Below are 25,471 nucleotides of genomic sequence, written 5' to 3'. Positions count from 1 at the left end.
ACAGGAGCAACGGGAGCAACAGGAGCAACAGGAGCAACGGGGACAACAGGAATAACAGGAGCAACAGGAACAACGGGAGTAACGGGAGCAACAGGAACAACGGGAGTAACGGGAGCAACAGGAGCAACGGGAGTAACAGGAGCGACAGGAACAACAGGAGCAACAGGAGCAACAGGAACAACGGGAGCAACGGGAGCGACAGGAATAACAGGAGCAACGGGAGCAACAGGAGCGACAGGAGCAACGGGGACAACAGGAATAACAGGAGCAACGGGAGCAACAGGTCCTACTGGGGGGATTGGCCCTATAACAACAACTAATTTGTTATATTACACTTTTTCAGATGGAGAGAAACTCATATACACAGATGCAGACGGCATAGCTCAATATGGTACAACGAATATACTATCACCTAGTGAGGTCTCATATATAAATTTGTTTATCAATGGAATTTTGCAACCACAACCATTCTATGAAGTTAGTACTGGTAAACTAACTTTATTGGATAACCAACCACCATCGCAAGGTTCTTCAATTATTTTACAATTTATTATTATTAATTAAAAAAGACAGATTCTTAATGAAAAGGAATCTGTCTTTTTTGTTCTGAATTACATTCGTTAACATTAAGTGACGATAAATTCAATTGTAATTGGAATTCCGCCGTCTAATGCATCCCCACCAGGAATTGTAATAGCACCAGTAGGACCAGTAGTAACACTGGAGTTCACGCTTGGTTGAAGAATACCGTTTACATATAAGTTGTAATACGTGAAAGTCGGAAAAGCAGTTGCAGTAGTACCCGCATCGTTTAAACAGGCTGTGGCAGCAATTGCAAAAGCTGCACCTGTACCTGTGCCGACTCCTAGTGTAGATGTAAATCTTCTCGATGCCATAAATGGTTGAATGATAGGCAATTAATTTTCACTCCTTACAATATTTTATTAGAACGAAGTATAAAATAACTTGTCCACTATATAGTATGAGAGTTTTTTATAATAGAAACGGCTTTACCTTTATAGGGTGAGCCCAATTTTAGTAAAGAAATGTTCTTTACTTATATGAAAAAAATGATGTTGTTACTTGCGGAATATTTGTTAATCGTAAATTCGGTTTTTGTATTCCAATTAAAATGTGTATTTGAACCTAAGAGATAAACGTGGAAAAATAAAATAAACTCTTAAGTTTAGGTATTTAATCTAAGCAGTCAATTATTAAAAACATATAATTAATATGTGAGTCATGAACATAATTAAATAGTGTTTTCAAGTTTAATTATATTTCATGTTTCCTATTTTAAGTCAATATATAACACATACTCTTTCACAACTTTTTGATCCTTATAATAGGAAAAACTCAAATATAAAACAAGTAAGGAGGACATAAATGACAAATAATAATTGTTTTGGTCATAACCACTGCAATAATCCGATTGTTTTCACTCCAGAATGTTGTAACAATCCACAAACAGTTCCAATTACTAGTGAGCAATTAGGTAGATTAATTACTTTACTAAACTCTTTAATAGCGGCTATTGCAGCGTTTTTTGCAAATCCAAGTGATGCAAACAGATTAGCTTTACTCAATTTGTTTACTCAACTATTGAACTTACTAAATGAATTAGCACCTTCTCCAGAAGGGAATTATTTAAAACAATTAATTCAAAGTATTATCAACGTACTACAGTCTCCTAACCCAGATTTAAGCAAATTACTTTCCTTATTGCAACAATTCTACAGTGCTCTTGCACCATTCTTCTTCTCTTTAATTATTGACCCTGCAAGTTTACAACTTTTATTAAACTTATTAACTCAATTAATTGGTGCTACTCCAGGAGGCGGCCCAACAGGCCCAACAGGTCCAACAGGAGCGACTGGTGGCGGAGCAACGGGAGCAACGGGAGCAACGGGGGCAACAGGAGCAACAGGAGCAACAGGAGCAACAGGTCCAACAGGAGCAGGAGCAACAGGAGCAACAGGAGCAACAGGAGCAACAGGAGCAACAGGAGCAACAGGAGCGACAGGAGCAACAGGAGCAACAGGTCCAACTGGTGCAGGAGTAACAGGCCCAACAGGCCCAACTGGTGCAACTGGAGGAACAGGTCCAACAGGAGTATCAGGAGCAACAGGAGCAACAGGTCCAACTGGTGCAACAGGCCCAACTGGTGCAACAGGCCCAACTGGTGCAACGGGCTTAACAGGAGCAACTGGTGCAACTGGTGGCGGAGCTATTATTCCGTTTGCTTCCGGTACAACACCATCTGCGTTAGTTAATGCGTTAATAGCTAATACAGGAACTCTTCTTGGATTTGGATTTAGTCAGCCTGGTGTAGCTTTAACTGGTGGAACAAGTATCACATTAGCATTAGGTATAGGTGATTATGCATTTGTAGCACCGCGCGCAGGAACTATTACGTCATTAGCAGGTTTCTTTAGTGCAACAGCTGCATTAGCTCCATTATCACCTGTTCAAGTGCAGATACAAATATTAACTGCACCTGCAGCAAGTAATACGTTTACAGTACAAGGCGCACCTCTATTATTAACACCAGCATTTGCCGTAATAGCGATTGGTGCTACATCATCAGGGATCATAGCTGAAGCTATTCCAGTAGCAGCTGGGGATAAAGTATTATTATACGTTTCATTAACAGCAGCAAGTCCGATAGCTGCAGTTGCTGGATTTGTAAGTGCAGGTATTAACATCGTTTAATTTGTTACAATGTTTAGTAGGAAATTAAACAGGGGTTTGTATATAGTCCTTCCTAATAAATTTAGGAAGGACTATATTTTTTAGGGAAATAAGTAATAAATCAATTGAATAATTACTCTTTATTAAGTTCGTATAAAAAAGTATAATTTACCCTTTCTCATTTAAGGCATAAGTTATGTAACTTTAAAAATTTCCGATCAGCAAAAAAAGATGAATTCTTTTAAAAAAGAATTCATCCATAAAATAAACTATTTATTTTTATTACAGTTACATCCTTTTTTCTTTACATAGCCTTGTTCGGCTAAGTCTCTTTGTGATTGGGAATTGGAAGATTGAGAATTGGAAGATTGAGAGGATGCTGAAGAGCTACTATTTTTATTATAAGAGTAGTTTTTTCGATAGTTATAATTACTCATAGTACTATCACCTCCAATTTAATATATAAATATTATATGTATGTACACTATCAATTGTTACTATTATTAATAGAAAGAGAAGATACAATAAAAAAATCTCCTCGGTATTTTCCCAGGAGATAAATGATGATTATTTTGAAAATTCGCAAATTAATAACCCCAGTAAAGAGGGAAGTAATAAGAATCTTGGCAATACGGATTATGTTGTTGAGCGAGGGGCTGGGTTGGATAATTTTTCATTTCACGGTTTTGATTGCAGTTTGCCGGAGGACCAATTACAGTAGTTGATTGAATAGGGGAAACCGCTTGTTTCCATTGTTGTTCATTGAGGCAGTAAGTATGTGCCATCATATGAGCCGGAGTTAATCTTAAAATGTCAGAACCGAAAATAACTTCTGGCGCTGGAGCGTTGAAAATAGCTAATAAATGAGTATTATCTGCTGTAGCAATTTCATAATGCCACCACGCTTGTGGAATATTGGCAACTTGCCCGGGTTTTATCGGTAAGTTTAATATTTGATTCGTAAATGGATTAAGTAAAGAAACAACAGCAGACCCTGAAATACAATAAACAAGTTCAGCTGCATTTTGATGAATATGTGGTTCTACAACATTTCCTGTACTTAAATAAATATCTAATAATGAAGTATTTTCTAAAGTATTTAATTGTTTAATACCAAGTACATTTATATAATTTTGGGCATCTTTCCGAAAAAAATTACTTTTATTTACATCATAAGTAAAATTGGTTGAGGGGGAGGTATAGTCTATGTTGGAAGTCAATTGTATTACCCGCCTTTCTATAGGTAAGTTAGGTTACAAAATTAGGATATGTGTCTAGTCTTTGTTTTGTGCTGTTGTCAGTAGATTAATAAATTCACTTATTCCATAAAGGATAAGGTGTTAATACCAAACTATATTCGTATTCCCATTCATACTTTGGATTGATGGAAAAAAGTAATGAAAATGTTAATTTAAAAGTACATCAATCATTTATAAGGAGTGAATGTTCATGTCATATAGTGAAATGATTAGAAATGAAGTGCTCAGCTGGGCGGGTGTTTCTGAAAAACCGCATCGATTTGGTGGTATTGAAATAAATTATGGCAAGAAAGAACTTGGCCATCTGCATGGTGATAAATTAGCTGATTTACCATTTCCGAAGTTAAAGCGAGATGAATTAGTGAACCGAGGATTGGTAAAACCACATCATATATTACCTGAATCAGGATGGATCAGTTATTATATAAAGAGTGAAGAGGATATTCCATTTGCAATTGAGTTATTTCGTATGCAATATGACCGAATTAAAAAGTAATGAAATATAGTAGGGTAATAAAAATTTATTTTTATGTCACATCCCTCCTTAATCGTTCGTCTTGTATGTAGAACGATGAGGAGGGATTTTATTATGAAGAAATTTGATGTAGCAATTGTTGGCGGTGGGCTTGCTGGATTAACAGCATCTATATATTTAGCGAAAGCTGGAAGGAAAGTGATTGTATTAGAAAAGTCCAGTCACTTCGGTGGCCGAGGGATGACTATAAATAAAAATGGAATCTGCATGAATCTTGGTGCACATGCTTTATATAGAGGCGGGGCAGCGTTTATAACTTTTAATGAGCTCGGTTTGAATCTTCCAGGTGGAATACCATCTACAAAAGCACATGGAATATGGAAAGGGGATATATTCACCATCCCAACAGATTTTCGCTCAATTTTATCAACACCACTACTTTCGTGGTCTGCAAAAGTACAATTCTCACGTCTTATGATTCGTTTAGGAAATTTAGATATAGGAGAAGTTCCGAAAATGAGTCTAGCTACATGGGCAGAAAATGAAATAAAAGATCCAATGGTTCGCAATATATTTTATGCGTTATGTCGGACAACAACATATACGTTTGCTCCTACAATACAATTAGCATCATCTGTACTAAAGCAAATACAGCTTTCTATAAAAGAAGGAGTGCTTTATGTAGATGGGGGTTGGGAGACGATAATAACAAAATTAAGAGCTATAGCGAATGATGTCGGGGTGCAATTTTTGGCTAAAAAGCATGTTTTGGAAATAGAGCATTACGAAGATAAACAAAGAATACATTGTGTTGATGATGAGGCTTTTGAAGTAGGTACAGTCATCGTGACGACTCCGCCGAAAGAAGCTTGTAAAATAATAAAAGGTGCAGAAGGAACAAGTTTGCATAGATGGAGTGAACAATCGGTACCGGTTACTGTTGCTGCATTAGATATTGGCTTGAGACAATTACCCAATCCTACACATCAATTTGTATTAGGATTAGATCAACCTATATTTTTCACAAATCAATCGAGAGCAGCTAAATTAAGTGAAGATGGATCAATTGCAGTGAGTCTAATTAAGTACCATAATCCTGTGCTAGAGATGAATCATATTCATGAAGATAAAGAACAGTTGGAAAGTACGATGGAGTTGTTACATCCAACTTGGAAAAGAGAAGTTGTTGCACAGCAATATTTACCGAAAATAACAGTAGTACATGATTTTCCTCATATTGACCGTGTTGAAAAACCGGGCCCTAATATACCTGAAATGCCAGGTGTTTATGTTGCAGGAGATTGGGCAGGGCATGATGAAATATTAGCTGATGCTGCGGTAGCAAGCGGGAAACGTGCAGCGTTACACATTTTAAAGCAATATGAAAGTGAGGGTGTTCATCATGGAAACGGAGCAGTTATATGAAGCGTATCAACCATTATTATTTTCGTTAGCATACAGAATTCTTGGGAGCGTTATGGATGCTGAGGATATCGTTCAGGATGTATTTATCTCGCTAAATAATATAGAAGATCCCCAATCTATAGAAAATATGAAAGCATATCTATGTAAGATGGCGACAAATCGTTCAATTGATAAATTACGATCGGCAGCGCATAAACGTAACGTGTATGTAGGGATGTGGTTACCAGAGCCACTTGTAGAAGAGAGTGATGAGCCATCAAATTCATTTGTAATGAAAGAATCCCTTTCCACCGCATATTTATTACTTTTACAACAACTATCTGAGGTAGAAAGGATTGTTTTCATATTAAGAGAGGTTTTCAGTTATGAATACGAAGAAATAGCTTCAATTGTTGATAAGAGTAGTGTGAACTGCAGGAAGATCTTTCAACGTGCACGAAAAAGCATTTTGGAGAAACCGAAGCAATCAAAATTAAGCACGGAGAAAATGGCTTCTTATGTTGAAAAGTTTGTATCATCATTACAGTGTGGGGATGCGGAAGGTATGTTAGAAGTATTAAAAACAGATGCTATACTCAAAGCTGATGGTGGTGGTAAAGTTACGACTGCGATTAATCCGATTTATTCTGCGGATCGAATTATACGTTTGTTCTTTGGGATTGCACAACGATTGACAGAAGAGTACACTGTTGATTTCAAAATGGTAAATGGTATACCAGGAGTTATAGTTACAATAAATAATAAAGTAACGTATGTTCTTTCGTTTGCATTTGAGGATGAGAAAATTTCAAATATTTATATGGTGGTTAATCCTGAAAAACTTATGCATTTAAATGTAAAAATATAAAAAAGCGCATTTCTTCAGAAATGCGTTTTTTATTATTTTTCTAACATTTCAAGAGGTACATCTTTTTCGCCCGCTACCTCAAATTTAATTTCCCCGTCTTCTTCATAAATACGTGTAATAATCGGTATAGTAATCATTAATTTTTTATGCTGCTTTCGTTTTCGAGCAGCATCTAAGCTAATCACGTTCATTTGTAAGCATCCTTTCTTCTGGAAATATATAAACAAAGAAAATGCGTCCGAAAAGGGCGCTTAATTGAATTTGAAATACCGATTCATTTAAATGGGGTTTATATAATTTAATAACTGCAATTTTAATATGAAATAATATGAATGGAATAATTGCACGTAGAAATTAACTTTACCAAAAAACGAAACAATATGCTATAAAAAATTATAAATCTTTGTCATATAACAGGAAAAAGGTTTTTGTTTCGCATATAATAAAAAGTAGACGGGCAGCAAGAGCTTTTTCATCATATTGCTTGGAAAGGCGATGAAAAGAATGGATACAGTAGATTCATTATTATTGCAACTTGAACAATATGGAGAAGAGCATGATCGAAATAAAAAAACAAGGGAAGAAAAATTACGGAATGTTTCTCGTGAGATGGGGCAATTTTTATCAATTTTAGTAAAAGGGTGTAATGCAAAAAATATCTTGGAAATTGGAACTTCTAATGGTTATTCTACATTGTGGTTAGCTAATGCGGTAGAAGAAACAAATGGAAATGTAACAACTGTAGAGCTTTCTTCAGAACGAGTTGGAGAGGCACTTGTCAATTTTGAAAAGGCAAACCTGTTACAAAGAATCGATATTCATAATCAAGAAGCCGGGGCATTTTTAGATTCGCAATTAGATCATTCATTTGATTTTATTTTCCTAGATTCAGAGCGCACGCAATACATGTGGTGGTTTGAGCATATAAAACGTATGTTACAACCAAAAGGTTTTCTTGTTGTTGATAATGCAACTTCTCATGCGAGTGAATTAGATGAGTTTATAAAAATGATTGAAGAAGATGATACGTTTGAAACGGTGTTATTAGCGTTTCAAAAGGGAGCATTTGTAGCTCGCAAAAATAAATAGAAGTGAGTGTAATAGAATTATCACATTGAAAACAGGTGAATGTCAAAAGATTGAGTGTAGCACGATTGAAAGAACGTAAATTATTTAGGAAATATATGAAGAATCCGCCTTCAGCATGTTGTTCTCTAGGTCTTAAGTCTGAGGAAAATTATGTTGATTACAGGTATACTTATAGTAAGAAACAGGGAATGACTGCATAAACAGGCATTTCTAAAAAAGTCGATTTCAAGCAGTCAGAATGTATATGAAATACGATATAATTGATGAAATATAGTGCATATAAATTCGCACATATAAATAAAGGAGCGATTTTGTTGACTGAACTCGAGAAAAAAGAACCTGTATCCATTGTGAAAGATAATAATGTAGAAGTAGTAGTTGATACAGTTATAAAAGATGCAGAATTAGAGGAACTAAATAAAGAAGCGGATCTTTATGTACAAAAGTTAAATAGCGAGCAAAATACAGATTTATCAAAAGTATTGTCTCAGCTAGGAGATTTAGGGGATAAAGAGCAACAAGCAGCAGGACAAACGTTATCAGCTTTAAAACGCCCTGTAACAGCGATGATGAATGGGAAAAATGAAGAAATTCCAAATACATTGTTAGAATTACGAAAAGTGGTATCAGAGCTTGATCCCAATTCACTTAAAGCAAGTGGTATGAAGAAAATAATGTTTAAAGTATTCAAGAAAAATCCACTTGAAACATACGTGCATAAATACCAATCTATAGATAAACAAATCGAGGAAATTATTAGATCCCTTCTAATTGGTCGTGATAACTTACAAGAGGATACGGTTGGTCTTGAAATGTTAAAAGAACAATCGCACGATAAAATTCATGCTCTTGATAAACAAGTATACTTAGGGAAAAAGCTTGCTGGCATGCTTGAAGCTGAGAAACAAAACCCAGAGCGTCAAAGGGATATTCCGTTAATTAACGATGCATTAGAAAAGATACTTGTACGTACACGTAATATGCAGCAAGCGAAAAGTGTATTATTACAATCTATAGCTTCTGTAGACATCATTAAGAAAAATAACGAAAAATTAACAGAGGCAATACGTAATGCGATTACGATGACGCAAAACGTTGTAACAGTTTCAGCTGCTATTCAGCTTGCATTAACGAATCAACGTAAAACAATTGATGCCGTAAATGCGACGAATGAAGCAATTGAATCGATGGTATTAAGTAATTCTCAAGCGTTAAAACAAAATACAGAAGAAACGACGAAATTGCTTGAAAACCCTGCTATTAGCATGGATAAATTACGTGAATCATTCCAAAATGTGTTCGCTGCAATTGAAGCATCTGAAAAATCGTCAGAACGTATTATTGAGTCAAGTAAGAAGTTCGTTATTGAACTAGACACATTTAATGATGAGATGAAGCAGAAACTCATTCAGCGTCCAAGGAAATAACTGATTATTAGAGGAGGTGAACAAATGAGTTTCATTCAAACAGTACTATTACTACTCGGTACATTGCTTTTAATAGCATTTACTGTCGTTGTTTTAGTCGTATACTTCGGGCGGAAACTGTATTTTTCATGGACGAAGCCATATAAAAGAGCGCAAGATTCTCTAGATAAGATATCAAACAAATCAATACCGTTTCTACAAGAATTTACACAACATCCACTATTTTATCGCTGGATTCGCACCGAAGGAAAGAAAGAACAAAATACATTAAATACTCTATTTTGTGCATCAGGTCAACGTACGAGAGAACAAGTCTTCTCGATGTTACCGAAAGAAAAGCAGAAAAAAGTGCATGTAATGGCAAAAACTACGAAAAAGCTTACGAATGAAGATATTGATGTGGCTGCGATGAAAGTGAAAGATTTCTTAAGACAAGAAACGCAGCAAACTGTAAAACCGACAGACTTATCATTTTACAAATTGTATTTTTATGACCGTTATCCAGACGCATTAAATACAATTCAAGCGTATAAACGCTCAATAAATCCTTCATTACAAAGAACGGTTGATGATATTACAATTTCAGTATTAAATGCACTTCCGTACTATCAAGAGCAACGCATGTTTGAACAACAACATAAACTTGAAACATTCTTAATGAAAGATTTAACGGCCATGTTATCGTTGGTAGTACAATTACCACCTTCACAAAGACCAGAGAAGGAAGAAGAACTGAAGATCTACTTGGAAAATTTCAAAAAAGAAATGGAAGTAGTAGAGCGAGATATTCGCGACTCGATTGATCACGATTTAAATGTGAAGATGAGAGCAGCGACTGAGAAGTTTAAGAATAAATAACAAAAAGCGCCTTAAAAGCTAAGTATCACAGCTTTAAGGCGCTTTTTTTATGAGGTTTTATTTTGCTCTAACGGTAGTATGACTAGAAGCCACACTTTCATTATGCAATCGATCAACTGCAGTTACGACATACGTATACGTTTCTCCAGAAATAGCGGTTTTATCTACATAAATTTCTCCAAGTTTTGTTTTTCTTACAGTAGTAAGTAAATTTTTGGGATTTTGTATATCCACTTCATTTTTCCCATTCACGCGGTAAATAGCGTAATAAGCAGAATCATTATCTCTATTGTCAATGATACCGATTGCAATACCTTCATTTCTTGGAATGGCACCTTTTAAAGTCGGTTGTTTTGGTGGATCATGATCAATCCAAGGCATAGGCGGGATTAATGCAGGATGTTTATATATGTCTTTTGAGAGTCTATCTTTAACTCCAAGTGGATTGTTATTAATATCTTTTAAGCTAAAATGCATACTACCTTTTATTTCAGGATATAGCCGGTTTAATGCAATTTGTCTTGGATATTCTTCTGGATCAGACCAAGCAGGGACAGAGTTATTATTAATTTTATAGGCCGCTTGACCAATGTATAGGTGAATCGGTTTGTTATTTGTTTCTTTAACCCACCAATCTACTAATATGTCATATGCAGCTGGGGTGAAACCTATATTCCAATATATTTGCGGTGTAATGTAGTCAATATATCCTTTTTGTATCCACTCACGTGTGTCAGCATAAAGGTCATCATAGTTTCTTTGGCCTGCGGTTGTGTTAGAGCCAGTGGGATCGTCAGCTATATTTCTCCATACGCCGAACGGACTAATGCCAAACTTTACATATGATTTTTCTTGTTTTATAGCAGTATTTAAATCTTTTACAAGTTCATTTACATTGTTACGTCGCCAATCTTCTATATTTGTAAATCTACCGTTATTATATGTTTCGTACGTTTTCTGATCTGGAAATTCTTCACCGGCTACTTTATATGGATAAAAATAATCATCCATATGTAGCGCATCAATATCGTAATTTTGTACGATTTCTAAAGCACCTTCTGTTATAAATTTTTTCACTTCTGGAATACCGGGATTGTAATATAACTTTCCGCCATAAGGGACAACCCAATTGGGATGTTGCCTTGCAGGGTGATAGTTTGATAATCGATTTATATCGGTGTGATTCATCGTTATTCGGTATGGATTAATCCAAGCGTGGAATTCTATATTTCTTTTATGAGCTTCTTCAATCATAAATGCGAGCGGGTCATAACCAGGATCTTTTCCTTGTGTACCCGTAATGTATTCAGACCAAGGACCGTAATTTGAAGGATAGAAAGCATCAGCGGTTGGTTTAATTTGTACAACAACTGTATTCATACCAGTGCTTTTTACATTGTCTAATAACCTTATAAATTCTTGCTTCTGCTTTTCAATAGGTAAGCCGGTTTTTGAGGGCCAATCAATATTCAGAACTGATGCGATCCATACAGCACGTAATTCATGTTTTTTGTACGTAGTATTTACTTCAGCATAAGTAGAGTGAGGGGGAATGAAAGAGAAAGGGATGAACAAGATAACGATACAACATATCATTAATAAACGTTTAACGATCATTTATACGCCTCCCTATCATATGATTATTTAAAATAATATATGAGGCGAGGTTGACCTTGCAATAGAGAAAATTGCATATTGAAACATTAATTTAATAGGAAAAATATTTTTAATGAAATTTACTTTCATTATAACTAAATTCATTTACTACTTCATATGCTTGTTAGTAAAGTGAAACTTCCTTTCATTTGAAGGGTAATAAATTATAAGTATAGGAGGATTAATAAATGAAAGTTTTGTTCGTCTGTTCTGGAGGAATGTCCAGTGCAATTGTTGTAAACGCTTTAAAAAAAGAAGCGGAGAAAAATGGTGTGAACATGGAAGTGCATGCAATTGGAACGAATGAGGTAGAGGAAGAAGTAAAGAATGGCTGGGATGTCGTAATGGTGGCACCTCAAATAAGACACCGATTTGATTCTGTAAAAAAATTTGCAGAGGAGGAATCTATTCCGTGTGGTATCATTCCACCGCAAGCATACACGCCACTTGGAGGCCCGACTTTATTAAAAACTGTAAATGAATTAATCAGTTAGGGGGAAGCGTTATGAATAAGTTTGTCACGTTTCTTGATAAAAATTTATCTGGCCCGATGGCAAGGCTCTCTGAGCAGAGGCATCTACAAGCAATCCGTGATGGAGTTATTTCGGCGTTACCATTTATTATAGTAGGAAGCTTCTTTTTGATAGTAGCATTTCCACCACTGCCGAAAGATAGTTTCATATCAGTTTGGGCATTAAAGAATCAAACAAGTATATTGATACCATATCGTTTAACCATGTTTATTATGTCTTTATATATCGCATTTGGAATAGGATATAATTTAGCGAAAAGTTATAAATTAGATGCTTTATCAGGAGCACAGCTCGCGGTATGTTCACTACTTTTAACATTAACGCCTGAGTTAATTGATAAAAAAGGATTCATGCTTCCGATGACAAATCTCGGAGGTCATGGATTATTTGTGACGATGATTGTTTCTATTTTATCCGTAGAGATTTTAAGATTTTGTAAGAAGAAAAATGTAATGATTAAAATGCCAGAACAAGTACCGCCATCTGTATCGCGTTCATTTGAAGCACTTATACCTGCAGCATTCGTTATTATTATAATGAGTCTAGTAACTGTCGTTTTTAGCATTGATTTACACCATGTTGTTGATAAATTAGCAGCACCATTAGTAAAAGCTGGGGATAGTTACTTCGGTGTAATGATTCCAGTGTTTTTAATTACGTTTTTTTGGTCATTCGGAATCCATGGTGTGTCGGTTGTTGGAACTGTTGCTAGGCCATTATGGGAAGTATACCTAGGGAAAAATGGTGAAGCAGTTGCTAGTGGAGCAGATCAGTTGCCATTTATTTCACCAGAGCCGTTATATCAATGGTTTATATGGATTGGCGGTTCTGGTGCGACGTTAGGGCTTGTATTAGCTATGATTATATTTGGTCGATCGAAATATTCGAAAGCATTATCAAGAACTTGTATTGTTCCAGGTATTTTTAATATTAATGAACCAGTCATATTCGGATTACCGATTGTACTAAATCCAATTTTAATTATCCCATTTATCATTACACCACTTGTAACAGCAACTGTTGCATATTCAGCAACTGCGATGGGATTTGTAACACCAACGCATATTATGCCGCCATGGACACTACCTGCTCCAATTGGTGCATATTTAGCAACAGGTGGAGATTGGCGTGCGATTGTATTAGTTTTTATAAATATAGCAATATCGTTCCTTATTTATTTACCATTCTTTAAAATGTACGACAAAAATATGCTTGAAATTGAAAAAAATGGTGACGGGGAATCTGTTAATCCTTAATCTGCACGCTGTTATTTTGAGTGATAGACTTTTTGTCTATCACTTCTTTCACATTAAAACTAGAAAGGGGGAAATAGAATGAATATAAAATTTAGTTATAAAGGCGTATTTTTATTATTATTTGGAGTAATTTGTGCAAATTTACTTTTTGTCCCTTTATTAGGCATGCTAAATCTATCACAAATGCATAGTATATGGCTCGTTACAAGTATTGCGGCAAGCGTTTTGCTTACGGTAGTTGTTTCTTTCATTGATGGATCGTTTGCATCAAAAGCTCAGTTGTTTTTTAGATTTATATTGTTTTCGATTTGTTGTACGTTCGTTACTTACATGATTGTTTTTTAGTAAATAGGAGGTCATGCACGTTATGTATATTGCAGGGGTAATGTCTGGTACTTCATTAGATGGAATAGATGTAGCGCTCGTTCATATAGAAGGAAGTGGTGTAGATTCTAAAATCCAACTCATCCATTTTACTACTGTTCCATTTTGTAATGATATGAAAAATGAGATCCAACAAGCGTTATCAATTGAAACTTCGAATGTCCAACTTATATGTAGTTTAAATTTTAAACTTGGTTTATGCTTCGCCAATGCTGTAAAGGAAGTTTGTAAAGAGGCCAATTTTCCTTTGAGACAATTAGATTTAATAGGCTCTCACGGACAAACGATTTATCATCAGCCAAAGCAAGAAGGTAATATTCTTTCTTCAACTTTGCAAATTGGGGAACCAGCAGTAATAGCATATGAAACGAACACGACGGTTATCTCGAATTTCCGAACGATGGACATGGCGGCAGGGGGACAAGGTGCACCACTTGTACCATATTCAGAGATTATTTTATATCGGCATCAAACTAAAAATAGACTACTGCAAAATATTGGCGGGATTGGTAATGTTACAGTGGTTCCAAGTAAACGAAGTAATGAGAGTGTTATTGCTTTTGATACTGGACCAGGCAACATGGTAATCGATGAAGTATGTCAAAGATTATTTCATGTACCATATGATCAAAATGGTTGGATTGCAAAGCAGGGGGTAGTTGTAGATGAAATTTTAACATACTGTATGAACCATCCATTTTTGAACATGAAACCACCAAAATCAACAGGTAGAGAACAGTTTGGAGAAGCGTTTGTGACTGAATTATTGAATCGATTTAAAAAGCATAGTAAAGAAAATATATTGGCAACTGTCACGATGTTTACAGCATGTTCAATTGTTCATCATTATAAGGCGTTTATTTTGCCGTATTATGAAATTGATGAGGTGATTTTAGGTGGTGGTGGAAGTTATAATAATACACTTGTTGAAATGTTACGGAATGGATTAAGAGAAGAGAAATGTAGCATATGTATACAAGAAGATATTGGTCATTCTTCAGCAGCGAAAGAAGCAATTGCATTTGCTATTTTAGCAAACGAAACGTATCATCGTAATCCGAGTAATGTGCCGAGCGCAACAGGTGCTAAGAATTCCATAATTTTAGGGAATATAACATTCCCTCCATACGCAGATGAAAATGAGGCGAACATATGAAGTATATGATTGGAGTAGATGGCGGGGGAACGAAGACCGAGGCAATTGCATTTGATAAAGACGGAAATGAACTTGTAAGAGCTACCAGTGGTTTTGGAAACATATTAATAGATTTTGAAGAAGCTCTTGTGCATATTATGGAAGCAATTAATCAATGCCAGAAGAGTTTAATAAATGGGCATTGTATTTGTGTTTGTTTAGGATTAGCTGGTATAAGCGGAGCGAATACAAATGAATTAACATTACGTTTAAAAAAGAAATACGGAACAAAAATTGAAATTTTTAATGATGCAATGATTGCGCATGCAGCTGCTTTAAAAGGTAAGGATGGAATATTAACTATAGGTGGTACAGGGGCAATTTGTATCGGAAAGAAAGGAGAAGTGTATGAGTATAGCGGTGGATGGGGACATATTTTAGGTGATGAAGGGAGCGGATATTGGATTGCATTACAAGCTTTAAAGAAAATGGCAATTCAATTCGATCAAGGAATCAGTCTTTGTCCATTGAGTTTGAATATTCAAAGTCAGTTTCAACTGTTGACACCGTCTCATATAAAAAGCTTAGTATATACTTCTTCTAAAGATAAAATTGCAGCAATCGCGCCATTAGTTATTCAGGCAGCGAGAAATGGCAATGATGATGCGCATGAAATTATAATGCGAGCTGGAAAGGAATTAGCAAGAATTGCGGTAGATGTTTATAACAAGATGCAATTTAAGCGCTCAACTCCAATTGCAGTAAGTGGCAGTATATTGCGTTTAGTTCCTGAAATATTTGCTGTATTTAAGAAATGCTGTGAAGAAAGTATTAAAGAAATTGTATTTGTATCACAAGCAGAAATGGCAGTGAAAGGAACATATTATTTAATGAGGGATATATATTTTTAAAAATAGCGTATGAGAATTTTTGTATGATTTGTAAAAATATGATGTTAAAATGTATAAAGGGATGTATGTTAAAACGTACAATATACGTAGTAATTGAATATTGTATATGTAATCCCATGTAGAAAGTGAATGATTACATGATTAATAGTATGCAGTTTTTATATTTGGTGGCTTCTTATTTAATTGGAAACATCTTGACCGCTTATATAGTAACAAAATTGAGACATAACGTTGATATTAGGGGTGAAGGAAGCGGAAATCCTGGTGCAAGAAATATGGGGCGCGTATATGGAAAAGGGTATTTCATCGCTACATTTTTAGGTGATGCGATTAAAGGGGCAATCGTTGTTACTGTTGCAAAATATCTTTTTGAAGATCCTACATTCGTAATGTTAACATTATTGGCCGTTATTATTGGACATATTTACCCAGTTTTATTTAAAGGTAAGGGCGGTAAAGGTATTTCAACATTTATTGGAGGATTAATCGCATTTGATTATTTGATAGCGCTTACCCTCATAGGCATTTTTATTGTATTTTATTTAATATTTAAAGGATTTACGAAGCCAGGACTAATTACGATTGCTTGTTTACCAATTTGTATGATTCTTTATTCTTATTCTATTGTTACGACTATTTTAAGTGGAATGATTATTGTACTTATTCTATATGTAAATCGAGAATAAAATGAATGTTTAATAAGTGGGGATAATCTCCACTTATCATTTTTTATTAAATAGATAAAGGAGATAAGGCATGGGGTTAATTTATAAAGTTGCTGATCAAGATTGGGAATTTGAAAGTATACATAAATTGAATTATAAAACTTTTGTAGAAGAGATTCCGCAACATGAAGAAACGAAAGACCGGTTTCGTATAGATCGGTTTCATGAAGAAAATACATATTTAATTTGTTTAGATGAGGATAGATTAGTAGGTATGGTCGCGGTGCGGGGAAAACGACCATTCTCGTTAGATTATAAAATTTCAAATTTAGATATTTATTTGCAAGAGCATGGAGAAAAAGTGTATGAAATTCGTTTACTTTCAGTAGAACGTGAATATAGGAATGGAAGAGCGTTATTAGGATTAATTCGTTTTCTACATCGTTATTTGCTTCTAAATGGATATGAATTGGCACTCATTTCTGCAACAACACGTGAACTAGCTTTATATGAGCAAATGGGATTCAAAGTTTTCCATACGTTAGTTGGTACAGAAGAAGCGGCCTTCCAGCCAATGTATGTTACCCCTGCTATGTTTGAAGAATCGAGCGTTGGGGGGATTATGACGAAAGAATATACGTTTTTACCTGGTCCAGTAGATATTGAAGAGAACGTTCGAAAGGCATTTTCTACGCGGCCTATTTCGCATCGCTCTAAGTCATTTCAAGTGATGATGGACAATGTGAAAAAACGGTTACTTTACATGACAAAAGCAAAACATGTACAGCTTATGTTAGGAACAGGGACGTTAGCAAATGATGCGATCGCTTTACAGTTACGTTCTTTAAAAGGGAAAGGACTAGTATTAACAAATGGGGAATTTGGTAATAGATTAGTTGGACATGCAAAACGAGCACAGTTACATTTTGATACTTATAAAAAGGAAATGGGAGATCCATTTATTTATACCGAATTAGAAGAAATCATGACAACTGGAAATTATGAATGGCTTTGGTTTGTTCATCATGAAACATCTACTGGAATGTTAAACGATTTAAACGAGCTAAACACTCTTTGTAACGAGAATCAAATGAAACTATGTGTAGATTGCATAAGCTCAATTGGAGCAATACCAATAGACTTGAAGGATGTGTATTTTGCAAGTGGTGTTAGCGGTAAAGCGATTAAATCATATACAGGAATTTCTTTCGTTTTTCATAACCACATTGTAAAAATAAACGAGGCTGTGCCGGCCTATATGGACATTGGTATGTATGAAGAAAATGAAAGCATTCCATACTCACAATCATGGAATTTAATTTATGCATTGCAAGAAGCGTTGAAGAGATTTGAAGATGAAAAGGCATTTGTAAAAATTAAAGAGACATACGATTATGTTGAAGAAGTTATTACTGATATGGGCTTAAAGCTTGTTTCACCTAAAGAACATGCCGCGCCAATTATACTTACTATTGTATTGAGCGAAGATCATTCTTCTAAAGTAGTAGGCGATGCATTAGCATTACAAGGATACATCGTTCATTATGAGTCATCTTATTTACAAAAGAATAATTGGATCCAAATTGCATGTTTAAATCATTATAAAGAACGTGATATGAAGAGGATGTTAAATTGTTTGCAAATGTGTTTATTTCAGAGTGGGGTACATATATAAAGACTTTTTCTTTTCGTATAAAGGAGCTACGACTTACGAAAACTTAGGAATAGAACAGTGGAAGAGGTGTAAGTATGATAACTAGAAAACTACCATTACATATAGACGATATTAAAAAAGCTCACAAGATTCTAGATAGAAATGCTCGTAAAACGCCATTAGTAAAATCGTTTTACTTGACTAGTAAAACGGGCGGAGAAATTCATTTGAAATTAGAAAATATGCAATTAACGGGTTCTTTTAAATTTCGTGGCGCATTTAATAAAATGTCGCGGCTCACGGATCAAGAAAAAGAAAGAGGTGTAATTGCATGTTCAGCAGGTAATCATGCACAAGGAGTTGCATTATCTGCTCATTTACTCGGTATTAAGAGTAAAATTGTTATGCCAATTTCTGCACCTCAGGCAAAAGTTGAAGCAACAAAAGGATATGGATCTGAAGTGATTTTACATGGTGAAACCTTTGATGATGCAAAGGCAAAATGTGAAGAAATTATAAGGGAAACAGGTGAGACATACTTACATCCATATGATGATGTAGAGGTAATGGCTGGTCAAGGTACAATTGGATTAGATATTCTTGATGATATGTGGGATGTAGATACTGTCATTGTACCAATAGGTGGAGGCGGAATTATTTCTGGTATTTCTGTAGCATTAAAATCTTTTAATCCATCGATTAATATAATTGGTGTCCAAGCAGATAATGTTCATGGAATGAAGGCATCTTACGATAAAGGAGCAATCGTAGAACATTATGAGGCGCCTACTATTGCAGATGGTTGCGCTGTTAAAATACCAGGGGAATTAACATTTGAAATTGTAAAAGAATTAGTAGATGATATTGTAACTGTATCAGAAAAAGAACTTGAAGTAGCGATGAAAGATTTATTACAACGTGGGAAAGCTGTTGTAGAAGGTGCAGGTGCATTAGCAACTGCTGCACTTCTTGCAAGAAAAGTTGATAGTTATATAAAAGGAAAAAAAGTAGTAGCTGTTATATCCGGTGGGAACGTAGACTTACAGCGTATATCAAGTGTATGTGAGCACTTTTTTGTCGCTAATGAAGTGAAATAGTTTTATGAAAGAAGAGCTAAGAGAAATAATCTTAGCTCTTACTTTTTGTCTACCGTTTACTGTAAGTAGCAATAAATTTGCTGTTTAATGAATGGTTTTATTTAAGCGCCAATTTTTACACATATCTTGAATGTTACAATAATTATTTCGATATTGTCGAAACATAAGCAGAAATTTAATATAATAGTTTTAATGTGCTAATGAGCGGTGAGGAGGGCAGGTCATGAATAAAGAAGAACAGGTCATGAACGGTTTCAGGGAATTATATAATAAGCTGGTTTGGCTTAATAAAGATAAGATGGAAGAAGGTCTTAAAGGTTTTAAGTCTTCTGAAGTTCACTGCATTGAATATATTGAAAACAATGCAGATTCTAACGTGACACAACTCGCAGAGGCTTTTTATGTGACTCGCGGTGCTATAAGTAGAATGACTAAGAAGCTCATACAAAAAGGTTTTATTGAAAGCTACCAAAAGTCAGAAAATAAGAAAGAAATTTATTTTAGGCTTACGGAAGAAGGGAAAGAAATTTATAAAATCCATGAAAATCTGCACAAAGAGTTTCATGAGCGGGATAAAGCTGTATTTGAGCAAGTAACTAAAGAAGAATTCGACAGTATAATTAGTTTCGTGGAAAAGTATAGTAGACATTTGGATGCAGAAATAAAGAAACAAGGTATACATATTAAATCGTAATACATTTTAATAATGAAATGGCAGCCCTACTCTAATGCGAATAGGCTGCTTTTTTGTTATGTCATTTTTGTTGACCAATCAACAAAACGGAGTTATTATTTTGTTGACGAAGCAACAAAGTATTTTAAGGAGAGAAGTTAAATGTCTATATTTAGATCACAAAATGAAAGGGAAACTGAAAAAAGCATAGATAAACATGCTTTACTATTCGGACTTATTTCTGTATTTCTTTGTGGTATAGGTTTCAGTATCATTATGCCTGTAGTCCCATTCTTAGTACAGCCATATATAAGTAATCCGGAAGAACAAGCATTAGTTGTAACACTACTAACTTCCGTATATGCGGCTTGCGTGTTTTTAGCTGCCCCAGTACTCGGGGCTTTAAGCGATAAGTATGGCCGTCGTCCATTACTTTTAATATGCTTATTTGGTTCTGCAATTGGGTACTTAGTTTTTGGAATAGGAGGAGCTTTATGGGTACTATTTGCTGGACGCATAATAGAAGGAATAACAGGCGGGAGCATAAGTACTATCTTCGCATATTTTGCAGACATCATTCCAAAAGAGCAGAGAACGAAATACTTTGGATGGGTGAGTGCAGTTGTAGGTGCGGGAACTATCATTGGCCCAACCATTGGGGGGATACTTGCCAAATTTGGTGATACTGTACCTATGTATTTTGGTGCAATCATAACGTTAATAAATGTTGTATATGGGATCAAATATATGCCTGAGAGCCTTGAAAAAAATAATAGGTTGAAAGAGATTACTTTTGTAAGGTTAAATCCTTTTGCACAGCTAGCAAACATACTTTCCATGAAAAGTTTAAAATGGTTACTTGTCTCAGCGTTTTTACTTTGGATACCTAACGGATCTTTACAAGCAATTTTCACGCAATTTACAATGGATACTTTCAGTTGGAAACCTGCATTAATCGGACTTATGTTTTCAATTTTGGGCTTTCAAGACATCTTTTCACAAAGTTTTATCATGCCAAAGCTTTTGATCCAGCTTAGTGATAAACAAATAGCAATTCTTGGGATGGTTTCGGAGATTATAGGATACAGTTTTATTGCGGCATCAGCTTTGTTTTCACTCTATCCACTACTTATCGTTGGAATGCTGATGTATGGTTTTGGGGATTCAATTTTCGGGCCTTCATTCAACGGGATGCTTTCAAAGTCTGTTAGTTCTAGTGAACAAGGAAGGATTCAAGGTGGAAGCCAATCTATTCAAGCTTTAGCAAGAATGATTGGTCCTATTATTGGAGGGCAAATCTATGTATCGCTTGGTCATGCTGCACCTGCTTTTATGGGTGTGATCCTTATAGTCGCGGCAATAGCAGTTTTGTATAAGGGGACACATGCAACTATATAACAGATAGAAATAAGAACAAATAAAAGGGTGCCAGAACTTAGGAACAAGTGCTGACACCCTATTTGTTTACGGTTTGAGGACTAAGAGAAATTCTTTTACTGTTTAGGAATTTATTCTGCAATGCTCTCATGGTAAATGACTAGATAGTTTAATTATGCTTGTGCTGAAGTAAATAATGATTCCATCTTTACTTTGCTCTTCTCTCGAATTTCAGCATCTGCGTGTCTCATAACGTATTTATGCGCTACAGCGATTGCTAAAACATCATCTAATAAGCCAATCCCAATAATAGCAGCTATATCTGGAATGAAATCAATTGCTAATACGTAATAAGATAAAGCGGCTAATATTATGAATTTCGCTTTAGTAGGTAATTCTTTCTTTTTCATTGTGTAGAATAAGATAATACTTTCATATACGCTGGATTTACCGAGGTTTACAGAGCTTTTTTTGAACTTTTTCCAAAGTGTCTGTTTCTCCATATAAACACTCCTTTTACAAAAACATAGATTTTTTAAAAGGATGGACAAAGAAGTGAGAGATTAATCAATTTTATTGTTTTTCTTAATTATATATTTCCATAAAAATAGGGGAATACCTGTTCAAAATATTATAATGTGGATTATGCAACGATTCACAGTGTTCCGTTACATAGTATATATATTGTAAAATGTATGTGGGCGATTTAGTTATTATTATGCATTTTATAAGCGGTATGGGGGAAGAAAAATGAAAATAATAGAACTACCAATTGAATTCGAATTTAACGGGCAAAAACAATGTATTTATCCAAGTTTAATTATATTACATAATGAATTAACGTTAGTCGATACAGGATATCCAAGTTTTTTACCTTTAATTGAAAATGCAATATTAAAACATGGATATGAGATGAAAAACTTAAAGAATATAATTATTACCCATTATGATGACGATCATATAGGATCTTTATATGATTTCAAAGTGAAATATCCAAATATTAATGTTATTGCTAGTGAAATTGAATCTAACTATATTAACGGTGATATAAAATCAGAGAGGTTAGTTCAAGCTGAAGAAATGTTAGAACGTATGCCAAATGAAGAAAAAGAATTTGGTAAATGGTTTATACAACAGTTAAAAAATATAAAACATATTTCCGTCGATGAAAAAGTACATGATGGTCAAATGATTTTGAATAATGAATGTCAAGTAGTGGAAACGCCAGGACATACCTCGGGGCATATTTCATTATATTTTCCCAATTTAGACTGTGTAATTACAGGAGATGCAGCGGTTCAAGAGAATCGAGAGTTAGTTATAGCTAATCCGAATTTTTGTTTAGATATAGAAAGGGCGGAACAGTCTTTAAATAGGATTAAAAGTCTTAAAGCAGCACAGTATTATTGCTATCATGGAGGAAAGCTTACTGTATAAAATAATAAAAAACCAATCTTTTCGATATAGAAAAGATTGGTTTTTTAATTCATAGATTCTGCAATTTGAATTAAATCCTTTACGTTATATTTTCCTTGTATATAGCGTTTGTTACCAATTGCAATTGTATATTGAAAACCATTCTGCTGAAAGATAAGCTTATATGCTGAATCGAAATGAGGATTATATAATGCTTTTATATTATTTTTTAAGCTGTAGAACTTAGCTCTCCTATGTACATAGAAGCCTAATTTATTTTGAACTGGTGAAACAGTGATTTTGAAAATCCCATTAATATCTTCATTGTAGTATTGGAGGTTTAAGTAATCGTTATAGATGTACCCTTGAAATTCGTGAATTTCGAACGGGAATTTTGTAGGAGTAAGTATATGTTCCTTACACTTCATTTCATATTCTTTTACGATAGTAGCTTCTTTCATAAGTGGATTGTCATCATAAATTTGATTGATTTGAGATATTTTATTATTTTTTGTTACTATTTTTAAAATGAAACCGACAGTAAATTCATTATTAGTGCCTTTGAAATAAGAAATAAGAATTGTAGTATCTTCTTTTGGAGATGGTACTATTTTAATTTCATGAATAGGTTTTTCCTTTTGGAAAGTAGGTAGTTCAACTCCTTCTGTTACATATGACTGCATTAATTTTTTATCATTTTTGAGTAAAGCTTGTTTAAATTCACTTATCACATTTGTTCGAGATTTTGCCATAATAATTGAGGTCGATTGAAAATATAGTAAGAAAAATATGCAAAATATCTTTATGAATGTAGTGTTCAATTCCATCACCCTATAACTATATTTCCGTAAATTTGAAATATATATGTATAGGGGGGAGAAGATGAGTTTATTGCTTGATGTAATAATGGGTATAATTTTATTTTATCCTCGAAATGACATGAAATTAAAACATCATATTTCCAAATTAAGTGAATTTGAGTGGTTTCGAAGGCTACACGAAGATACAAAGTATACAAGTTTAATTTGGAGTAATAGAAAAATTAAGAAGTTCATTTTGTCTTCTACTAATATGCAAGCATTAATAAAATCCGAGAAAAAGCAAAAAGAATTTGTTCATCTAGTACAGGATGAATATAAAAAAAGAAGATAAGAATTTTTTTATTTTTCATATTTGGCGAAACAAATGGTACAATGAAAGCTAATGTGAAAAATAAGGAAAAGAAGTGGTCTATTTGAAAAACTTTTTAGAATTAGGAATTAGTGAAACTTTTAATCATACATTACGTGAAAATGGAATTACAGAAGCAACACCAATTCAAGAGCAGGCAATCCCTGTTATTATGTCAGGTAAAGATATTATTGGGCAGGCGAAAACAGGAACGGGTAAAACGTTAGCATTCGTGTTACCGATTTTAGAAAAAATCGATCCAGAGTCTAGTGATGTTCAGGCTTTAATTGTTGCACCAACAAGGGAACTAGCCCTGCAAATTACAACTGAAATTAAAAAAATGCTTGTTCAAAGAGAAGATATTAATGTACTAGCGATTTATGGTGGGCAAGATGTAGCACAACAGTTGAGAAAATTAAAAGGTAATACACATATTGTTGTTGCAACACCAGGAAGATTATTAGATCATATACGACGTGAAACAATTGATTTAAGTAATCTTTCAACGATTGTACTAGATGAAGCGGATCAAATGCTTTATTTCGGTTTCTTATATGATATTGAAGATATTTTAGATGAGACACCTGGTAGTAAACAAACGATGTTATTCTCAGCAACGATGCCAAAAGATATTAAAAAATTGGCGAAGCGTTATATGGATGAGCCGCAAATGATTCAAGTACAAAGTGAAGAAGTAACGGTAGATACAATTGAGCAGCGTGTCATTGAGACGACAGATCGTGCAAAGCCAGATGCACTTCGTTTTGTTATGGATCGTGATCAGCCATTTTTAGCAGTTATTTTCTGTCGTACAAAGGTTAGAGCAAGTAAGCTTTATGATAATTTAAAAGGACTAGGTTATAATTGTGCTGAACTTCATGGTGATATACCTCAAGCGAAACGTGAAAGAGTTATGAAGAGTTTCCGCGAAGCTAAAATTCAGTACTTAATCGCAACGGATGTAGCAGCTCGTGGACTTGATGTAGATGGTGTAACGCACGTATTTAACTTTGATATCCCTGAAGATGTAGAAAGTTATATTCACCGCATTGGCCGAACAGGACGTGCAGGTGGATCAGGTCTTGCAATTACGTTCGTTGCAGCGAAAGATGAAAAACATTTAGAAGAAATTGAAAAAACGCTTGGTGCACCAATACAAAGAGAAATAATTGAACAACCGAAGATAAAACGTGTAGATGAAAATGGAAAACCGGTACCAAAGCCGGCTCCGAAGAAATCAGGTCAAAATCGTCAAAGAGATAGCCGCGAAGGTTCAAGAAGTGAATCAAGACGTGATTCTAGAAATAGCTCAAGAAATGATTCAAGAAATAGTTCGAGAAATGAAAACAACCGATCATTTAATAAGCCAAGTAATAAAAAAGGTAGTACAAAGCAAGGTCAGCAACGACGTGGCCGTTAAATAGGTATTATTGTCAAAGAGTCGCAAAGCGTTGCGGCTCTTTTTTTATACAA

General features: G+C 34.7%; 27 protein-coding genes. 21 read left to right on the top strand and 6 right to left on the bottom strand.

The genetic code is table 11. From position 1 onward, the window contains the following. Window positions 1-564, top strand: a 564-nt coding sequence (locus RT27_RS26305) for a DUF4183 domain-containing protein (protein ID WP_043938155.1), incomplete at its 5' end; no start/stop codon positions are given. Window positions 565-626: 62 nt separating this feature from the next. Here RT27_RS26305 and RT27_RS26300 read toward each other — a convergent pair. Beyond that, complete coding sequence (locus RT27_RS26300) at window positions 627-917, bottom strand: DUF4183 domain-containing protein (protein ID WP_016081652.1); 291 nt, start codon at window positions 915-917, stop codon at window positions 627-629. Between the two features lie 469 nt (window positions 918-1,386). Between RT27_RS26300 and RT27_RS26295 the strand changes: the two genes are divergently transcribed. Then, window positions 1,387-2,712: an exosporium glycoprotein BclB-related protein gene (locus tag RT27_RS26295; protein ID WP_043938153.1), complete on the top strand. Its 1,326-nt coding sequence runs from the start codon at window positions 1,387-1,389 to the stop codon at window positions 2,710-2,712. Window positions 2,713-3,278: 566 nt separating this feature from the next. Here RT27_RS26295 and RT27_RS26290 read toward each other — a convergent pair. Beyond that, the gene (locus RT27_RS26290; protein ID WP_029442293.1) at window positions 3,279-3,911 is read right to left on the bottom strand and encodes a cupin domain-containing protein; all 633 of its coding nucleotides are present in this window, start codon (window positions 3,909-3,911) and stop codon (window positions 3,279-3,281) included. A 229-nt stretch (window positions 3,912-4,140) separates the two neighbouring features. Between RT27_RS26290 and RT27_RS26285 the strand changes: the two genes are divergently transcribed. From RT27_RS26285 to RT27_RS26275, 3 genes are all read left to right on the top strand, one after another. Further along, window positions 4,141-4,446 (top strand): luciferase family protein, encoded by a 306-nt coding sequence (locus tag RT27_RS26285; protein WP_016081649.1) that lies wholly within the window; start codon window positions 4,141-4,143, stop codon window positions 4,444-4,446. Window positions 4,447-4,539: 93 nt separating this feature from the next. Then, window positions 4,540-5,850 (top strand): FAD-dependent oxidoreductase, encoded by a 1,311-nt coding sequence (locus tag RT27_RS26280; protein ID WP_043938151.1) that lies wholly within the window; start codon window positions 4,540-4,542, stop codon window positions 5,848-5,850. Beyond that, window positions 5,828-6,697, top strand: coding sequence for a sigma-70 family RNA polymerase sigma factor (locus RT27_RS26275; RefSeq protein WP_043938150.1), 870 nt, complete (start codon window positions 5,828-5,830; stop codon window positions 6,695-6,697). Before RT27_RS26280 ends, RT27_RS26275 begins: the two co-directional genes overlap by 23 nt. A 32-nt stretch (window positions 6,698-6,729) precedes the next feature. On the opposite strand, the gene RT27_RS35395 is transcribed toward RT27_RS26275, so the two are convergent. Then, window positions 6,730-6,888: a hypothetical protein gene (locus RT27_RS35395; RefSeq protein ID WP_001100984.1), complete on the bottom strand. Its 159-nt coding sequence runs from the start codon at window positions 6,886-6,888 to the stop codon at window positions 6,730-6,732. A 304-nt stretch (window positions 6,889-7,192) separates the two neighbouring features. On the opposite strand from RT27_RS35395, the gene RT27_RS26265 reads away from it, so the two are divergent. From RT27_RS26265 to RT27_RS26255, 3 genes are all read left to right on the top strand, one after another. After that, complete coding sequence (locus RT27_RS26265; protein WP_002094007.1) at window positions 7,193-7,786, top strand: class I SAM-dependent methyltransferase; 594 nt, start codon at window positions 7,193-7,195, stop codon at window positions 7,784-7,786. Window positions 7,787-8,100: 314 nt separating this feature from the next. After that, window positions 8,101-9,213 carry a toxic anion resistance protein gene (locus RT27_RS26260; RefSeq protein ID WP_000137396.1) on the top strand — a complete coding sequence of 371 codons (1,113 nt, stop codon included), beginning with the start codon at window positions 8,101-8,103 and terminating at the stop codon, window positions 9,211-9,213. 24 nt (window positions 9,214-9,237) lie between these two features. Beyond that, the gene (locus tag RT27_RS26255; protein WP_000008372.1) at window positions 9,238-10,071 is read left to right on the top strand and encodes a DUF3974 domain-containing protein; all 834 of its coding nucleotides are present in this window, start codon (window positions 9,238-9,240) and stop codon (window positions 10,069-10,071) included. Between the two features lie 57 nt (window positions 10,072-10,128). Here RT27_RS26255 and RT27_RS26250 read toward each other — a convergent pair whose 3' ends face one another. After that, entirely contained in the window at window positions 10,129-11,688 is a 1,560-nt protein-coding gene (locus RT27_RS26250; RefSeq protein ID WP_043938148.1) for a family 10 glycosylhydrolase, read from the bottom strand. 227 nt (window positions 11,689-11,915) lie between these two features. Here RT27_RS26250 and RT27_RS26245 point away from each other — a divergent pair, with 227 nt between their 5' ends. The 10 genes from RT27_RS26245 to RT27_RS26200 all read left to right on the top strand — a co-directional run bounded on the left by RT27_RS26245 (window position 11,916) and on the right by RT27_RS26200 (window position 21,433). Then, window positions 11,916-12,221, top strand: coding sequence for a PTS sugar transporter subunit IIB (locus tag RT27_RS26245; RefSeq protein WP_000865907.1), 306 nt, complete (start codon window positions 11,916-11,918; stop codon window positions 12,219-12,221). Between the two features lie 11 nt (window positions 12,222-12,232). Then, window positions 12,233-13,516, top strand: a complete 1,284-nt coding sequence (locus RT27_RS26240; protein WP_001032277.1) for a PTS sugar transporter subunit IIC — start codon at window positions 12,233-12,235, stop codon at window positions 13,514-13,516. 78 nt (window positions 13,517-13,594) lie between these two features. Then, window positions 13,595-13,861, top strand: a complete 267-nt coding sequence (locus RT27_RS26235; protein ID WP_001021962.1) for a hypothetical protein — start codon at window positions 13,595-13,597, stop codon at window positions 13,859-13,861. Between the two features lie 22 nt (window positions 13,862-13,883). Next, complete coding sequence (gene anmK / locus RT27_RS26230) at window positions 13,884-15,056, top strand: anhydro-N-acetylmuramic acid kinase AnmK (RefSeq protein WP_043938146.1); 1,173 nt, start codon at window positions 13,884-13,886, stop codon at window positions 15,054-15,056. Next, window positions 15,053-15,946, top strand: coding sequence for a BadF/BadG/BcrA/BcrD ATPase family protein (locus RT27_RS26225; protein ID WP_029442299.1), 894 nt, complete (start codon window positions 15,053-15,055; stop codon window positions 15,944-15,946). Before anmK ends, RT27_RS26225 begins: the two co-directional genes overlap by 4 nt. A 137-nt stretch (window positions 15,947-16,083) precedes the next feature. Then, the gene (gene plsY / locus RT27_RS26220) at window positions 16,084-16,632 is read left to right on the top strand and encodes a glycerol-3-phosphate 1-O-acyltransferase PlsY (RefSeq protein WP_000610879.1); all 549 of its coding nucleotides are present in this window, start codon (window positions 16,084-16,086) and stop codon (window positions 16,630-16,632) included. A gap of 70 nt (window positions 16,633-16,702) precedes the next feature. Next, window positions 16,703-18,286, top strand: coding sequence for an aminotransferase class V-fold PLP-dependent enzyme (locus RT27_RS26215; protein WP_043938145.1), 1,584 nt, complete (start codon window positions 16,703-16,705; stop codon window positions 18,284-18,286). A 74-nt stretch (window positions 18,287-18,360) separates the two neighbouring features. After that, window positions 18,361-19,362, top strand: a complete 1,002-nt coding sequence (gene tdcB / locus RT27_RS26210; protein ID WP_029442301.1) for a bifunctional threonine ammonia-lyase/L-serine ammonia-lyase TdcB — start codon at window positions 18,361-18,363, stop codon at window positions 19,360-19,362. Between the two features lie 223 nt (window positions 19,363-19,585). After that, window positions 19,586-20,056 (top strand): MarR family transcriptional regulator, encoded by a 471-nt coding sequence (locus RT27_RS26205; protein ID WP_016077732.1) that lies wholly within the window; start codon window positions 19,586-19,588, stop codon window positions 20,054-20,056. 141 nt (window positions 20,057-20,197) lie between these two features. Then, the gene (locus RT27_RS26200) at window positions 20,198-21,433 is read left to right on the top strand and encodes a tetracycline resistance MFS efflux pump (protein ID WP_029442303.1); all 1,236 of its coding nucleotides are present in this window, start codon (window positions 20,198-20,200) and stop codon (window positions 21,431-21,433) included. 152 nt (window positions 21,434-21,585) lie between these two features. Here the strand turns inward: RT27_RS26200 and RT27_RS26195 are convergent, their stop codons facing one another. Beyond that, window positions 21,586-21,915, bottom strand: coding sequence for a DUF1232 domain-containing protein (locus RT27_RS26195; RefSeq protein WP_016081636.1), 330 nt, complete (start codon window positions 21,913-21,915; stop codon window positions 21,586-21,588). Window positions 21,916-22,162: 247 nt separating this feature from the next. On the opposite strand from RT27_RS26195, the gene RT27_RS26190 reads away from it, so the two are divergent. Beyond that, window positions 22,163-22,849 (top strand): MBL fold metallo-hydrolase, encoded by a 687-nt coding sequence (locus RT27_RS26190; protein WP_043938142.1) that lies wholly within the window; start codon window positions 22,163-22,165, stop codon window positions 22,847-22,849. Between the two features lie 44 nt (window positions 22,850-22,893). Here the strand turns inward: RT27_RS26190 and RT27_RS26185 are convergent, their stop codons facing one another. Next, window positions 22,894-23,655 (bottom strand): hypothetical protein, encoded by a 762-nt coding sequence (locus RT27_RS26185; RefSeq protein ID WP_082044938.1) that lies wholly within the window; start codon window positions 23,653-23,655, stop codon window positions 22,894-22,896. Window positions 23,656-23,710: 55 nt separating this feature from the next. On the opposite strand from RT27_RS26185, the gene RT27_RS26180 reads away from it, so the two are divergent. Continuing rightward, window positions 23,711-23,980, top strand: coding sequence for a hypothetical protein (locus tag RT27_RS26180; protein WP_043938138.1), 270 nt, complete (start codon window positions 23,711-23,713; stop codon window positions 23,978-23,980). 73 nt (window positions 23,981-24,053) lie between these two features. Continuing rightward, window positions 24,054-25,418 (top strand): DEAD/DEAH box helicase, encoded by a 1,365-nt coding sequence (locus RT27_RS26175; protein ID WP_016081633.1) that lies wholly within the window; start codon window positions 24,054-24,056, stop codon window positions 25,416-25,418. Window positions 25,419-25,471: the final 53 nt, after the last annotated feature.

This window comes from Bacillus sp. L_1B0_5, from assembly GCF_000836715.1.
GTDB lineage: Bacteria > Bacillota > Bacilli > Bacillales > Bacillaceae_G > Bacillus_A > Bacillus_A thuringiensis_S.
The sequence above is the reverse complement of the archived record's forward strand: the minus strand, read 5'-3'. Positions and strand labels throughout refer to the sequence as shown.